General features: G+C 71.4%; 13 protein-coding genes and 1 pseudogene. 4 read left to right on the top strand and 10 right to left on the bottom strand.

What is annotated here, in order from left to right; genetic code table 11:
- The 4 genes and pseudogenes from ACLEQD_RS23960 to ACLEQD_RS23945 form a co-directional block, all read right to left on the bottom strand.
- A pseudogene (locus ACLEQD_RS23960) lies at positions 1-1,164 on the bottom strand (cell division protein FtsK); the annotation flags it as partial.
- Between the two features lie 258 nt (positions 1,165-1,422).
- Positions 1,423-3,462, bottom strand: a complete 2,040-nt coding sequence (locus tag ACLEQD_RS23955) for a glycosyl hydrolase family 18 protein (RefSeq protein ID WP_410387040.1) — start codon at positions 3,460-3,462, stop codon at positions 1,423-1,425.
- A 57-nt stretch (positions 3,463-3,519) separates the two neighbouring features.
- Positions 3,520-4,698: an N-acetylglucosamine-6-phosphate deacetylase gene (gene nagA / locus ACLEQD_RS23950; RefSeq protein WP_410387038.1), complete on the bottom strand. Its 1,179-nt coding sequence runs from the start codon at positions 4,696-4,698 to the stop codon at positions 3,520-3,522.
- A gap of 94 nt (positions 4,699-4,792) precedes the next feature.
- On the bottom strand, positions 4,793-5,839 hold the full coding sequence (locus ACLEQD_RS23945; RefSeq protein WP_410387036.1) for an SIS domain-containing protein: 1,047 nt from the start codon (positions 5,837-5,839) through the stop codon (positions 4,793-4,795).
- Positions 5,840-6,019: 180 nt separating this feature from the next.
- Between ACLEQD_RS23945 and ACLEQD_RS23940 the strand changes: the two genes are divergently transcribed.
- A complete protein-coding gene (locus tag ACLEQD_RS23940) occupies positions 6,020-6,337 on the top strand; it encodes a DUF3817 domain-containing protein (RefSeq protein WP_410387035.1) in 318 nt (105 codons plus the stop codon).
- An 18-nt stretch (positions 6,338-6,355) separates the two neighbouring features.
- Here the strand turns inward: ACLEQD_RS23940 and ACLEQD_RS23935 are convergent, their stop codons facing one another.
- Positions 6,356-6,652 (bottom strand): hypothetical protein, encoded by a 297-nt coding sequence (locus ACLEQD_RS23935; protein ID WP_410387033.1) that lies wholly within the window; start codon positions 6,650-6,652, stop codon positions 6,356-6,358.
- 213 nt (positions 6,653-6,865) lie between these two features.
- Here ACLEQD_RS23935 and ACLEQD_RS23930 point away from each other — a divergent pair, with 213 nt between their 5' ends.
- Entirely contained in the window at positions 6,866-7,489 is a 624-nt protein-coding gene (locus tag ACLEQD_RS23930; RefSeq protein WP_410387031.1) for a Uma2 family endonuclease, read from the top strand.
- A 9-nt stretch (positions 7,490-7,498) separates the two neighbouring features.
- On the opposite strand, the gene ACLEQD_RS23925 is transcribed toward ACLEQD_RS23930, so the two are convergent.
- From ACLEQD_RS23925 to rsfS, 4 genes are all read right to left on the bottom strand, one after another.
- Entirely contained in the window at positions 7,499-8,200 is a 702-nt protein-coding gene (locus ACLEQD_RS23925) for a double zinc ribbon domain-containing protein (RefSeq protein ID WP_410387042.1), read from the bottom strand.
- A gap of 57 nt (positions 8,201-8,257) precedes the next feature.
- The gene (locus ACLEQD_RS23920) at positions 8,258-9,403 is read right to left on the bottom strand and encodes an RNA ligase RtcB family protein (protein WP_410387029.1); all 1,146 of its coding nucleotides are present in this window, start codon (positions 9,401-9,403) and stop codon (positions 8,258-8,260) included.
- A 78-nt stretch (positions 9,404-9,481) separates the two neighbouring features.
- A complete protein-coding gene (locus ACLEQD_RS23915) occupies positions 9,482-9,946 on the bottom strand; it encodes a 23S rRNA (pseudouridine(1915)-N(3))-methyltransferase RlmH (RefSeq protein ID WP_120560138.1) in 465 nt (154 codons plus the stop codon).
- A 4-nt stretch (positions 9,947-9,950) separates the two neighbouring features.
- A complete protein-coding gene (gene rsfS / locus ACLEQD_RS23910) occupies positions 9,951-10,508 on the bottom strand; it encodes a ribosome silencing factor (protein WP_410387027.1) in 558 nt (185 codons plus the stop codon).
- Positions 10,509-10,569: 61 nt separating this feature from the next.
- On the opposite strand from rsfS, the gene ACLEQD_RS23905 reads away from it, so the two are divergent.
- Positions 10,570-10,884, top strand: a complete 315-nt coding sequence (locus tag ACLEQD_RS23905) for a tetratricopeptide repeat protein (RefSeq protein WP_410387025.1) — start codon at positions 10,570-10,572, stop codon at positions 10,882-10,884.
- A gap of 3 nt (positions 10,885-10,887) precedes the next feature.
- On the opposite strand, the gene ACLEQD_RS23900 is transcribed toward ACLEQD_RS23905, so the two are convergent.
- Positions 10,888-11,943 (bottom strand): hypothetical protein, encoded by a 1,056-nt coding sequence (locus ACLEQD_RS23900; protein ID WP_410387023.1) that lies wholly within the window; start codon positions 11,941-11,943, stop codon positions 10,888-10,890.
- A 136-nt stretch (positions 11,944-12,079) separates the two neighbouring features.
- Here ACLEQD_RS23900 and ACLEQD_RS23895 point away from each other — a divergent pair, with 136 nt between their 5' ends.
- Positions 12,080-12,622 (top strand): hypothetical protein, encoded by a 543-nt coding sequence (locus tag ACLEQD_RS23895; RefSeq protein ID WP_410387021.1) that lies wholly within the window; start codon positions 12,080-12,082, stop codon positions 12,620-12,622.
- The last annotated feature ends 156 nt before the right edge of the window (positions 12,623-12,778 follow it).

Raw genomic sequence — 12,778 nt, 5'->3', positions numbered from 1 at the left:
CGCGGTCCATCTCGTGGTCCGCCAGCGCCAGGCGCGCGGGGGCGTAGGTGGGGTCCGCCTTCACGGCGGCCTCCAGGAAGCGGCGGCGCTCGTTGAGGTCGTCCGTCTGGGTGTTGGCGGCCAGGACCTGCAAGCGCGCGTCGGTGGGCGCGTTCTCCGCCGCGAGCGCGGCCTCGGCGCTGGCGGTGTGCTCGCGCTCGTCATAGGCGCGGAAGAAGGCCAGGACCTGGGCGTAGTCGCCTCTCAGCTGCGCGTCGTCCGGGTGCTTCTCCACCAGCGCGCGCAGCGCGGAGGTGAGGGTGGGCAGGGGCTGCGGCGCGGGCGCGGGCATGCGCTCCAGGGCGGGGGCCTTGGCGGGCAGCGAGGCGCGGGCGGAGGCCGTCTCCGAGCGCAGGTAGAAGCCCAGCGGGCCGGACTCCTGGCACACCTTCACCAGCACGCGGTTGAGGCCCTTCTTGAGCTTCACCGACACGCGCGTCTGGTCCGGGCGGGCAGGTTGTAGCGGTCCTCCTTGGAGGCGAGCTGCCCGTTCACCCACAGGCGGTAGCCGCCGGAGGTGCCCAGGCCCAGCGCCACGCGCGTGTCCTGGGGCACCTCCAGCCAGGTGAGCGCGTACGCCACGGACTCCTTGTTGGGGCGCACCGCGGTGGCCAGGTCCACGTAGCCGTCCGCGGACGTGACGGACAGCTTGCGCCAGGTGGCCTCGTGGCCCTTCGCGCCGGGGTAGCGCGCGGTGAGGTCCAGGTTGGCGGCCTCCGGGCCGAAGTCGGTGTCACAGCCGGCCTTGCCTTCGTTCTCGAAGCCGCCGACGACGTAGTAGTCGTTGACGAAGCCCAGCCACTGGCGGACCTCGTTGGCGCGCACCATCCGGCCGCGCGAGCGCTCCGCGTCCATGAGCAGGATTTGAGCGGTGGTGCGCGTGTTCGCGTCCGCCGAGCGGCGGGAGGCAATCTGCTGGTAGGTGCTCACCAGCGGGGTGAGGTCCTCCACGTCGTCCACCAGCGCGTGCATGCGCAGGAGGGCGGCGCCGCCGCGCGGCGAGTTGGCGGCCTTGACGGCCTCGGCCGCGTACTCGCGGGCCCGGTCGTCCGCGTTCGGCTTCGCGAGCCCCAGCACGGGGCAGGTGAGCACGACAAGTGCGGCCAGCGATGTGAAACGCGACATCCGTTCTCCTCGAAGTTCGACGGCGCCCGGGGGCAGGCAGGGGGCGATGACGCCAGTGAACAGGCGGACCCGTCACGGCCTTCCCCTGCATGCGGCCCCGGACGGCGGGCAGGCAACCAATTCGCGTCCCACTCTATGCCGGACCGGTGTGGGGCGGGGTGGGCCCGTGGAGGCAACGGCGGAAAAACGCACAGGGCCGGCGCGGGCGTGGATGCCCGTGCGGCCCCGAGGTGTGCTCCCCTTGAGAGGGGGGAGGCGTCAGTGGAGCTTGGAGTAGAGCGCGTTGACGAGGCTGCCGTCGTCACCGCTCAGCTCCCAGAACATCGCGCCGCCCAGGCCCTTGGCCAGGATGTAGTCCGACTTGGCGTCGAGGCTCCGCGGGTCGTCGTAGGCCACCCACACCTTCGTCGTGGGGCTGTAGACGTAGGCCTGCTTGCTCTCCGGGTGGAAGAACTTCGAGTAGCCGGAGCCGGCCTTCTCGAAGCGGGCCTTGAGGTCCTTGTAGTCGAACACGCCGGTGAGGCCGGACTGGCCGTCATCCCAGGTGCCCTGGGTGGGGACGCCGGACTGGAACAGGCCGTTGTTCACGTTGGGCACGTTGCCCCAGCCGCGGCCGTAGAAGGGCACGCCCAGGACAATCTTGGAGGCGGGCACGCCCAGCTGGAGCATCCTGGAGATGGAGCCGTCGGTGTAGAAGCCGTCGTTGGCGCCCGGGTCGCCCGTCACGCGGTGGAGCGCGGAGTGGAAGTTGACCGTGCTCTCGAAGGCGCCGTGGTAGTCGTAGGACATCACGTTGATCCAATCGAGGATGCCGGCCAGCTTCACGGTCTCCTGCTTGTTGGCGAGCAGGTCCGGCGACGCGCCCGACGCGATGGTGAGCAGGTAACTCTGGCCCGTCTGCGCCGTCACGGCGGCCAGCTGGGTGCGGAACTCCTGCATGAGCAGGGTGTAGTTCACCTTGTCCGCGGGGCTGCTGAGGTTGCCCGGCAGGCCGCCGCCGGTGGGGTACTCCCAGTCCACGTCGATGCCGTCGAACACGCCCACGCCGTTGGCCGGGGTGACGCCGGGGAACTGGCCCTTCACGTACAGGTCCACGCAGGACTTCACGAACGCGGTGCGCGCCGCGGCGGTGGCGGCCACCTGCGAGAAGTACTTGGACCAGGACCAGCCGCCAATGGAGATGAGCAGCTTGAGGTTCGGGTTGGTCTTCTTCAGCTCCTTGAACGCGCGGAAGTTGCCGCGCAGCGCGCCGGGGTCCCACTCGCCGGGGTAGCCGAAGCCCTTGTCGATGTCCGCGAACGGGTCCCCGAGGATGCACTTGCCGTCCGGGGAGATGTTGGAGAAGGCGTAGTTGATGTGCGTGAGCTTCGACGCCGGCACGTTGGACACCTGGTAGTTGCGGCCGTAGATGCCCCACGCGGTGAAGTAGCCGACGATGCGCTTGCCGCCCGGCGGCGGCGGCGTGACGGGCAGCTCCACCACGACGCTGACGGTCTTCGAGCCCACGTTGCCGGCCGCGTCGTACGCGTTCACGGTGTACGTGTACGTGCCGTTCTGCGCGGACGTGGAGATGGCTCGGGTGAACGACGCCGCGGTGGCCACGAGGGTGCCGTTCTCCAGGATCTCCACCTTCGTCACGCCCACGTTGTCCGTGGCGCTCGCGGAGACGGTGAAGGAGCCGGCGGCGGTGAGGCGCGACGCGCTGGCGCTGGCGGTGACGACGGGCGCGGTGACGTCGCCGCTGGAGGGGATGGCGACGGTGACTGTGATTGTCTTCGTGCCCACGTTGCCGGCGGCGTCGTAGGCCTTCACGGTGTACGTGTACGTGCCGTTCTGCGCGGAGCCGGAGAAGCTGCGCGTATAGGACGACGCGGTGGCGACGAGGTTTCCGTTCTCCAAAATCTCCAGCTTCGTCACGCCCGTGTCGTCGGTGGCGCCGCCGGAGATGGTGATGGAGCCCGCGGTGGTGACGCTCGTCTTGCTGCTCGACGCAGAGACGACGGGGGCGGTGGTGTCGCCGCCGCCCGTGACGGGGCCCAGGTCGAGCCACAGCGCCGCCACGGCCACGGGCGTCCAGTCCGCCTGGGACGTGTGGGCCTGACGGCACTCATAGACGCGGCCTTCATAGGTGACGCGCGTGCCCACGGAGTACGCGACGCCCACGGCCCACGCGGCCTCCAGCGGCGCCTTCATCACGCTGCCCGGGCCCCCGGCTTCGGGCGCGAAGGACTCCTGGCCACAACCGGCGACGGTCAGCGCGGACGCCACCAGGCCCACAATCCATTTGCTACGACGCATTCGTGTTCTCCTCGCCTGCGGTACACGCGGAAGGAGTCACGCCCCCATTTTTCCGGGTTAATGGCTGACGTTGGATTTCGCCTGTCCGGCCACCCAGGTGGTGTGGACGGAAAGGTCCGGCTCGAGCAGCACGAGGTCCGCGCGCTGTCCGGGGGCGATGCGGCCCCGGTGGCCATGCAGGCCGATGAACGCGGCGGGGTGGAGCGAGGCCATGCGCAGCGCTTCCTCCACGGGCACGCCGAGCGAGTGGACGCAGTGGCGAACGGCCGCCGTGAGGTCGATGTCCGCGCCCGCGAGCGTGCCGTCCTCGGTCTCCAGCCGGCCGTGGCGGCGCAGGATGGTGCGGCCCTGGAGGGTGAAGGACGTGGCGGGCGTGCCGACGGGCGGCATGGCGTCCGTGACGAGGAACACCTTGCCCGGCGGTTTGACCTTGAGGAGCAGGCGCAGGTTGTCCGCGTGCACGTGCACCCCGTCCGCGATGACGCCGCACCACGCGTCGTCATGGGTGAGCGCGGCGACGACGGGGCCGGGCTGGCGGTTCACCACCGGGGGCATGGCGTTGAACAGGTGGGTGAAGCCGCGCACGCCCGCGTGCAGGGCCTGGGTGGTGCGCTCGCTGGTGGCGGCGGTGTGGCCCGCGCTGAGCACCACGCCGGAGGTGGCGAGGCGGCGCAGCGTGGCGTCGTCCACGCACTCGGGCGCGAGCGTCATCAGCACGCGGCCGCCGTGCGCGGCGAAGCGGCGGGGCAGGGCGGTGAGGTAGTCGAGGTCGCGAGGGTCGGGCGCGCGGATGAAGGAGGGCACGTGGACGCCGGCGCGCTCGCGGCTGATGAAGGGCCCCTCCAGGTGGATGCCGAGCACGCCGCTGCCGGGGCGCGAGGTGGCGGTGAGCGCGGCCTCGCAGGCCTCGCGCATGCGGGCGGCGTCGTCGGTGATGAAGGTGGGCAGCAGGCCCGTGGTGCCGCACGCGCGCATGGCGGAGGCGATGGCGAGCGCGGCCTCCACGGTGGGCGTGTCGTTGAAGAGCACGCCCCCCGCGCCATTGACCTGCACGTCCACGAAGCCCGGAGCGAGCAGCGTGTCACCGGGCAGCGTGTGCACGGTGGCACTGGGAGGGATTGAGGAAGAGGGGATGACGGCGTGGACGGTGTCCCCTTCGAGGACGACGGCGTGACCTTCGAGGAGCTGGTCCCCGGTGAAGACGCGAGCGCCCTGCAATGCGGTGAGCGTGGGCATCACACGGCTCCCGTGAGCTTGTGCGAGACGACGGCATGCCCTTCGAGTCGCGGGCTTGCGGTGAAGACGCGAGCGCCTTGAAGGACGGTGGGCATCACACGGTCTCCGTGACCTTGCGCAGGTGCGCGGGCGCATCCGGGTTCAGCCCTCGCGCGGTCGCGAGCTGGTGCACCGCGAAGTAGAAGCTCTGCACCTGGCACAGCGGCGCGAGCGCGGCGGGGAGGTCCGGCAGCGTGGGCAGGGATTGCGCGCCAGGGACGGGCAGGGCGGTGTGGACGCTCGCGCCCAGCTCGACCATGCGCTGCACGACGTCGCGGGTGCCCTGCGCGGCGCTGTCCTCCTGGCCCAGCGCGAACACGGGGAAGCCCGGCCGCACCAGCCCGAGTGGACCGTGGAGGACCTCCGCCGTGCTGAAGGCTTCGGCGTGCATGCGGCAGGTCTCCTTGAGCTTGAGCGCCATCTCCAGCGCTGCGCCCAGGCCGCTGCCCCGGCCGACGACGTAGAGACTGGTGGCCTCCTTGAGCGTCGCGAGCGCCGGCCACCAGTCGAGCTTGCCCGCCGCCTCCAGTGCGTCCGGGAACCGCCGGGCGGCGTCGTGCAGCTCCGCGGAGTCCGACCAGTGCGCGACGAGCTGGAGGAAGGCGAGGCCGGAGAGCAGATAGGACTTGGTGGCGGCGACGCTGTGCTCGGGACCGGCGGACAGCGGGACGCGCACGTCGCACAGCGAGGCCAGCGGCGAGGACTCGTCGTTGATGAAGCCCAGCACGACGGCGCCCCCGGCGCGGGCGGCCTCGGTCATGCGCAAGAGGTCGGGGCTCTGGCCGGACTGCGAGACCGCGATGAAGAGCGCATCGCGCAGGTCCAGCGAGCGCGTGTTGTAGACGGACGCGACGCTGGGGCCCATGGACGCCACGGCGCGGCCCAGCGTGGTTTCGATGAGGTACTTGCCGTAGACGGCCGCATGGTCGGAGCTGCCGCGCGCGCAAGTGACGACGAAGCGAGGGGGCGTGCGCCGCAGGCGAGCACCCAGGTAGGCGAAGGTGTCGCGGCAGCGCTCGAGCTGGCGGCGGGCCGCGGCCGGAGCCTGGGCGGCCTCACGCGCGAGCGCGGGAAGGGATGAGTTCGTCTGGGTGGAGTCCACGCGCAGGGGGATAACAGCCTCCGGGGGTGGACGGGTGGAGGAAGGCGCCGGGCGTGATGCGTCCGACATCCCGTGCGCGGCTCGGAGGGCATGCCGTCAGGCCGGACCTGGAGCGGGCAGGCCCGGGGGCTTCAACCGCCTGCCTTGACGGCGGGGAAGGGGCGGAGGAGAGAGGACGTCATGCTGAAGACCGCCCTGGGCCGTTTCCGCGCTGTCGCCTTCTGGGAGGGACTGTCCTTCCTGGTGCTGCTGCTCATCGCCATGCCGCTGAAGTACGTGCTGCACATGCCCCTGGGCGTGCGCGTGGTGGGCATGGCGCACGGCCTGCTGTTCATGGCGTACCTCTACACGCTGACGATGGCGGCCATCGAGTACCGCTGGGGCGTGAAGCGGATCGCCGTGGCCTTCGTGGCCTCGCTCGTGCCGGGCGGAACGTTCTGGCTGGACGCGCAGTTGCGCGGTGAGGCGCTCGCGCTGGAGACGGCGAAGACGCGCTGAACGCGGCGACCCGCGCGCCTACATGGCCATGACCATGGCGAGGCTGGCGAAGATGGACCCATTCAAGATGAGGCCCGCCAACGCGGGCGCGAACACCCGGGCGGGCAGGTAGCGCTGGTGGCGGATGAGCGCTACGAGTCCCATGGCGAGCCCGGAGCTGAACAGCAGGACCAGGACGTAACCCAGCGGCCGTGAGCCCAGAAGAGGCGGATCCGAGAGCCGCTGGATCAGCACCGCGATGACGTAGAGCAGCCAGCTGCCATGCGCCAGCAGCCTGCCCTCGCGCGCCCGGTTGCGCTCCTCTGGCGTCAGCATCGCGAGCCTCTCCTCTCCGCGACAAGTCCTTCGCCGCGCAGCATAGACGACCCGGGGGGATTGACCCTTCCAGGGATAAGACCCAACATGTTGTTCGTGGAAGATAGGACTCTAGAGGTCGTATCCGAATGCCCACGCGCACCCTCCCAGAAGGTGTGGGATGCGCTGACCGAGGAGGAGCGGGCTCGGGTTGTGGAGTCCCTTCCTGGTGAGGTGACCTGGAATGAGATGCCAATGCCTGAAGGGGATTGGCACACCGGCCCGCGCACCTACGTCTGGAATGTGTTGCGCAGGTACTGGGCGCAGCAGTCCCGACGGGCGTATGTGAGCTCCGCGCTCCCCATCTACTATCCAGAGGAGCCACGCTTCGCGCCGGACCTGCTGGTCGTCCTGGATGCGCAGGGCCATCGCCGGAGAAAGTGGGTGTGTAGCGCCGAGGCCCACGGATTGGATTGGGTCATGGAGGTGCACGCGGGCGGAGATCGGATGACGGCCGCCGAGGACAAGGTGCGGCGCTACGCCCGCTTGGGGATTCCGGAGTACTTCATCCTCGACGGACGTGACTGCACGCTGCAGTGCTACCGGCTCGCGACGCCCGATGCGCGTGTCTACACACGCCTGGAGCCCAGGCGCGGGAGATACGTCTCCGAAGTGCTGGGACTCGAATTCCAGGCTGAAGGAGAACGCCTCCAGCTATGGACGAGCGCTACACCGCTTTTCAGCTACAAGGAGCGGGTCCGCCAATTGGAGGAAGAGCTTCAGCGCCGCGACGACCTGGAACGCCGTCTGAAAGTGCTTGAGGCCGAGCTCGCCCGGCTCAAGAAGTCCCAGGGCTGATCCGCTGACTCAGGCGAGGGTGAACGCCCTCGCCAACGTCAGCACCTCCACCCTCGCGGCCCCCGCTTCCCGCAGCGCGACGCCCGCGGCCCGCGCGGTGGCCCCCGTGGTGAACACGTCGTCCAGGAGCAACACCTCCTGCCCCTTCACCGCCCGCGACGCCACGAACGCTCCGGCCACGTTGCCCGCGCGCTCCGCCTCGCTCAGCCCCACCTGCCGCCGCGTCTCCCGCGTGCGCGTAAGCCAGCCCCCCGGCGCCATCCGCCCCGTGGCTTTCGCCAGCTCCCCCGCGAGCAGGTGCGCCTGGTCGTACTGCCGCTTCCGGAAGCGCCGCACGTGCAGCGGCAACGCCACCACGCACCCGGGCGCGGTCCGCAGGAACCGCCGCGCCTCGTCCGCGAGCAGCGCTCCCAGCGGCGCCGCGAGGTCCGGCTGGTCCTCGTACTTGAACCGGTGGATGGCCCGCGCCACTGGCCCCTCGTGCGCGAACGGCGCCCAGGCCCGGCTGAACGGCGGCGGCACCGTCCGGCAGCGGGGACAGGCGTTCCCGGGAAACGCACCGGGCTCCGCGCACGTCCGGCAACACCCCGGCGGTAGCCGCTCCAGCGCCGTGTCACACGGCTCGCAGAACACCGCGCCCACGCCCGGCAGCACCTTCGCGCAGGCCAGACACATGGGCGGATAAAGCAAATCCAGCAGGGCCTTCCACATCACCAGGGCTCCCAGGGGCAGCGCAGCTTCGCGCCCCTCGTGCGAGCCCCGTGCCGCTCACTCCGCCGCGCGGCCTCGCGTCTTGTACGTGAGCACCGGCGCCAGCGTCGCCACCACCCGCACCAGCCCCGCCTCCACCAGGTCCGTCACCACGCGGTCGATGGCCTTGTACGCCGGCGGCGCCTCCTCGAAGAGCAGGTCCCGGTCCTCGCACACCACGTGACTCTTGAAGGACGTGCGCGTCAGCGACTCCGCCGTGAAGCGCTCCTTCAGCCGCTCCCGCGCGGCCGTGCGCGTCCACTTGCGGCCCGCGCCGTGCGCCAGGCTGTGCGCGCTCTGCTCGCCCGTGCCCACCGGCAACACCAGATAGCTCAGCGCCCCCCGGCTGCCGGGAATCACCACCGGCCCCTCGTCCCAGGGCGCCGCGCCCTTCCTGTGCAACCACCCCACGCGCCCGCCCTCATGCCGCGCGGTCACGCTGTTGTGGCACACGTCCACTACCCGCCGCCCCGTCGCGCCAATCCCGGCCAGCGCCCGCTGCGCCACCAGCGCCCGGTTCGCCTTCGCCCAGAGCACCGCGCCGTCGTGCCGCGTGAGGTACGCGCGCGCCTCCTCCGAGTCCGCCGCCAGCCCGCCCGCCGCGTGCCGGTCCACGTGCCGGCGCAGGATGGACTCGCCCAGCCCGCGCGACCCCGAGTGCACGAGCAAGAGCAACCGCTCCTCCCGCAGGCCCAGCGCCTCGAAGACGCGCGCGTCGTGCACCTCCTCCACCCGCTGCACCTCCGCGAAGTGGTTGCCGCCGCCCACCGTGCCCAGCGCCGCCTCGAAGCCCGTGCTGCTCGCGCCGTGCTCCGCGAGGACCGCGTCCGTGTCCCCCTCCCACGGCCCCTCCAGGTCCAGCTTCGCCGCCCACCGCTCCGCCTTCGCCTTGCGCGTCAGCAGGTCCACGTCCCACAAGCCCATGCCACAGCCGATGTCGCTGCCCACGAGGTAGGGATAGAGGAAGCCCTCGGACTCGAAGGCCGCGCCCACCGGGGCGCCCTTGCCGGGATGCAGGTCCGGCAATCCCACCGCGAGCCGCATGCCGGGCAGGCGCGCCACCGCCTCCAGCTGGCGGACGGCCTCGCCCTCCACCCAGGACTGGGGCGAGGCGATGATGCGCACGGTGGCGGCCGTGGAGGTTTCAGAAGAGGGCGTGTTCATGATGGCCGGTCCCGACGCGGAGCCTTCTCGCGCCCTGACGCCCCGGCCCCAGCCTGGGCGCACGGCCTGCCCGGCCGCCTACTTGTGGTAGGGCTCGCCCTTCAGGATGGTGAACGCGCGGTAGAGCTGCTCGATGAGCACCACCCGCGCCAGCCGGTGGGGCAGCGTCATCCGCGACAGCGACATCACCTGATGCGCCGCGCCGCGCACCGAGTCATCCAGCCCCTCGTCCCCGCCGATGACGAAGAGCAGGTCCTTCGCGCCCGTCTGCGCCTTGGCGACGTAGCGGCTGAGCTCCACGGAGTCCAGCAGCGTGCCGCGCTCGTCCAGCGCCACCACCCAGTCCTGCGGCTTGCGCTTGCCGAGGATGGCGGCGGCCTCCGCGGACTTCGCCTCGCCGGGCTTGAGCTTGCGGCCCGAGGCCTCGGTGAGCTCCAGCAGCTCGAAGCGCGTGTAGTGCTCGAGCCGCCGCGCGTACTCCTGCACGGCGGGCTCGAACAGTCCGGAGCGGTCCTTGCCGATGGAGAGGAGACGGACCTTCACGGGACTAGGCCAGCTTCTCCCGGGGCGCGTCCGCCCACAGCCCGTCCAGGTCGTAGAAGGCGCGCACCTCGCCATTGAACAGGTGGGCCACGACGTCGTCGTAGTCCAGCAGCACCCACTGGCCCGTCTCCAGGCCTTCCGTGCTGATGGGGCGCAGGGGCGGCGACTCCTGCTTGAGCTGCACCTGGACGTTCTCCGCCATGGCGCTCACCTGGCGGTCGCTCTCGCCGGAGGCGATGACGATGTAGTCCGCGTAGGACGTCATCCCGCGCATGTCGAGGATGACGACGTCCGAGGCCTTCTTGTCCAGCAGCAGGTTGCCGATGCGGCGCGCCAGTTCACGCGCCTTCGGGTTCTCCGCGGGCTTGGGCGGCGCGGGCGGGGCGGCGGCCTTCGGGGCCTTCTTGCGCGCGGCGGCGGTCTTCTTGCGCGGCGGCGGACGCAGGCTGCTCTTCGCCTTCTTCGCGGCGGGCTTCTTGCGGGCCGGAGCCCGGGTGCCGGTCTTCGCCTTCGCCGTCGCCTTCGCCTTCTTGGATGCAGGGGTCTTCTTCTTCGTGGCCATGTGGCGGATACCCTATCGCACCCTTGGCAAGCTTCCAGCGCTCCTCTAATGGGTTCCGTCCATGAGCGACGCCCGCCTGGAGCAGTTCAAGAAGATGACGGCCCAGTTCCCAGACGCCCCCATGGCCTGGTTCTCCCTGGGGAAGCTCCACCTGGAGCGCAAGGAGTACGACAGCGCCATCCAGACCCTGGAAACCGCCGTCCGCCTGGACCCGAAGTACGCCGCCGCCCTCGTCTCCCTGGGGGATGCCTACGCGGGCGCCGGACGGACGGACCAGGCGAAGCAGGTGCTCACCACCGCCCGGGACCACGCGCTCGCCCAGCAGCACCCCAGCCTGGCGGAGGAAATCGACGAGCGCATCGCCGACCTGGAATGACTCTCAGTCCTGGTCACGCCAGGTGAAGCCCACGCCGAACACCTGGCGCGTGTAGCTGAGGCCGTTGCGCGGCAGGCGCGTGCTCCACAGACCCCAGGACAGCTCCAGGTCCACGCGGGCGGAGACGGGCCGGGCCAGCTTGAGGGACAGCGAGTTCTGCCCCTCGTCCTCCTCCACCAGGACAATCTCCGGCGACAGGAAGATGCCGTCCGGGTAGCGCGCCAGGCCCAGCGTGCCCTGCGCCAGCAGCGTCACCCGCCAGGGCAGCCGCACCCCGGCGCTGCCGGTGAGCCGGTGGCGCAGCGCCGTCTCCCCGAAGCTGTTGGAGCTGACCTCCTGGAAGGCATACGTGAGCGACAGCTTCACCGGCCCCCGGTACGTGTAGCCCGCCCCCGCCAGCAGCGCGCCGTCCTGCCGCCGCCCGGGGGAGGTGCTGACCCCGGGGAGGGGCCGGGCGAAGGGGCCGTAGCGGCGCGAGCCCCACTCGCCGAACACGCTCAGCGTGTGGCGCGGGCTCAGCCGGTAGCGGCCCAGCACCCCCACCTCCGGCCCGCCGAAGTCGGCCGTGTGGTCCGGGCGGTACACGAAGCGGCGCGCGCCCAGGCGCATGCGCAGGGCCAGGCGCACGTCCGGGGCGTACTCGGCGAAGAGGCTGGCGCCCAGGTCCGAGTACGCGCGGCTGCCGCCCCGCCGGTCCTTGGCGTGCCCTTCGGCGCCCACGCCCCACTCGGTGCCCAGGGCGAACGAGCCCTCCAGCGCGCCCGCCTGCACCAGCGTGTCCTCGTTGGCGTAGTCCACGTACTTGCGCCCGCCCAGCTCGTACCGGCCCACCACCTGGGAGCGCTCGCCGGTGCCCTTTCCCTCCGCCACGCCCAGCGCGCTCAGCGCCAGGTCCGTTCCGGGGCCGTGCGTGGCGCCGTCGGAGAAGTCGCGCGGGGCGTTGCTGTCCACGAGCAGCCGGCCGGTGCCCCGGAGCGAGCCCTGCCACTCGGCCGCGCGCGCACCTCCGCCCCAGGGCAACGCGAGGGCGAAGAGGAGCGGGGGGAGGCGGCGGTCCAAGACGCGCGCACCATACTCCGGCCCGTGGGCCTGCCCCACCCTCGCAAGCGTCCATCCCGGCCGAGTCGCCCCGGGGACACCCGGGGTGCGCCCGCGGTCGGTGACGCCGCACCCGGCCGCCCGGTACATTGCGGCCATGTCTTACGCGTCCTTCCTCGCGGTGGCGGCCGGCCTGTCGCTCTGCGCCTGCTCCCCGTCGTCCTTCCTCACGGAGGTCCAGGGCGAGGCGACGGTGCCCGCGAGCCCCGCCGGCAACCCCACGCTCCTGAATGCCTTTCCCGCCATCAGCAGCTTCTCGGCGCTGGACTTCAACGAGAACCAGGACTTCAAGAACCGCGACGTCACCAAGGACGAGGTGTCGCGCGTGCAGGTGAAGTCGATGACGCTCAAGCTCCTGAGCCCGAACGACCAGGGCTTCGACTTCCTGGACTCGCTGGAGGCGGTGGCGCGCGCGGGCAACTCCGAGTCGCGCTTCGCGGCGCGCGACGGCATCTCCGGGCTGGGCTTGAGCGCGCCCAACCCCACGCTGTCGCTGAAGGCGGACGGGAGCGTGGACCTGCGGCCCTACGTGGCCGCGCCCTCCATGGCCATCATCCTGCGCGGCACGGGGCGCCTGCCGGAGCGCGAGGTGCGCGTGCAGGCCACGGTGGTGCTGGAGGTGGAGGGCGGCCTGCTCTAGCTAGGGGGCCAGCGTCTTCGCGCGGCGCTCCAGCGCGCCCGCGCGTCCGTCCAGCTCGCGCGCCAGGGACTCCAGCCGCGCGGCTTCCTGCTCCAGCAAGGACAGGTCCTCCGGTCCGCCCGCGGCCAGCGCCTGGGCCCGCACCGGGTCCACCTG

The organism is Corallococcus sp. 4LFB (assembly GCF_046520365.1).
Classification (GTDB): domain Bacteria; phylum Myxococcota; class Myxococcia; order Myxococcales; family Myxococcaceae; genus Corallococcus; species Corallococcus caeni.
This window is presented reverse-complemented; position numbering and strand designations above follow the sequence as displayed.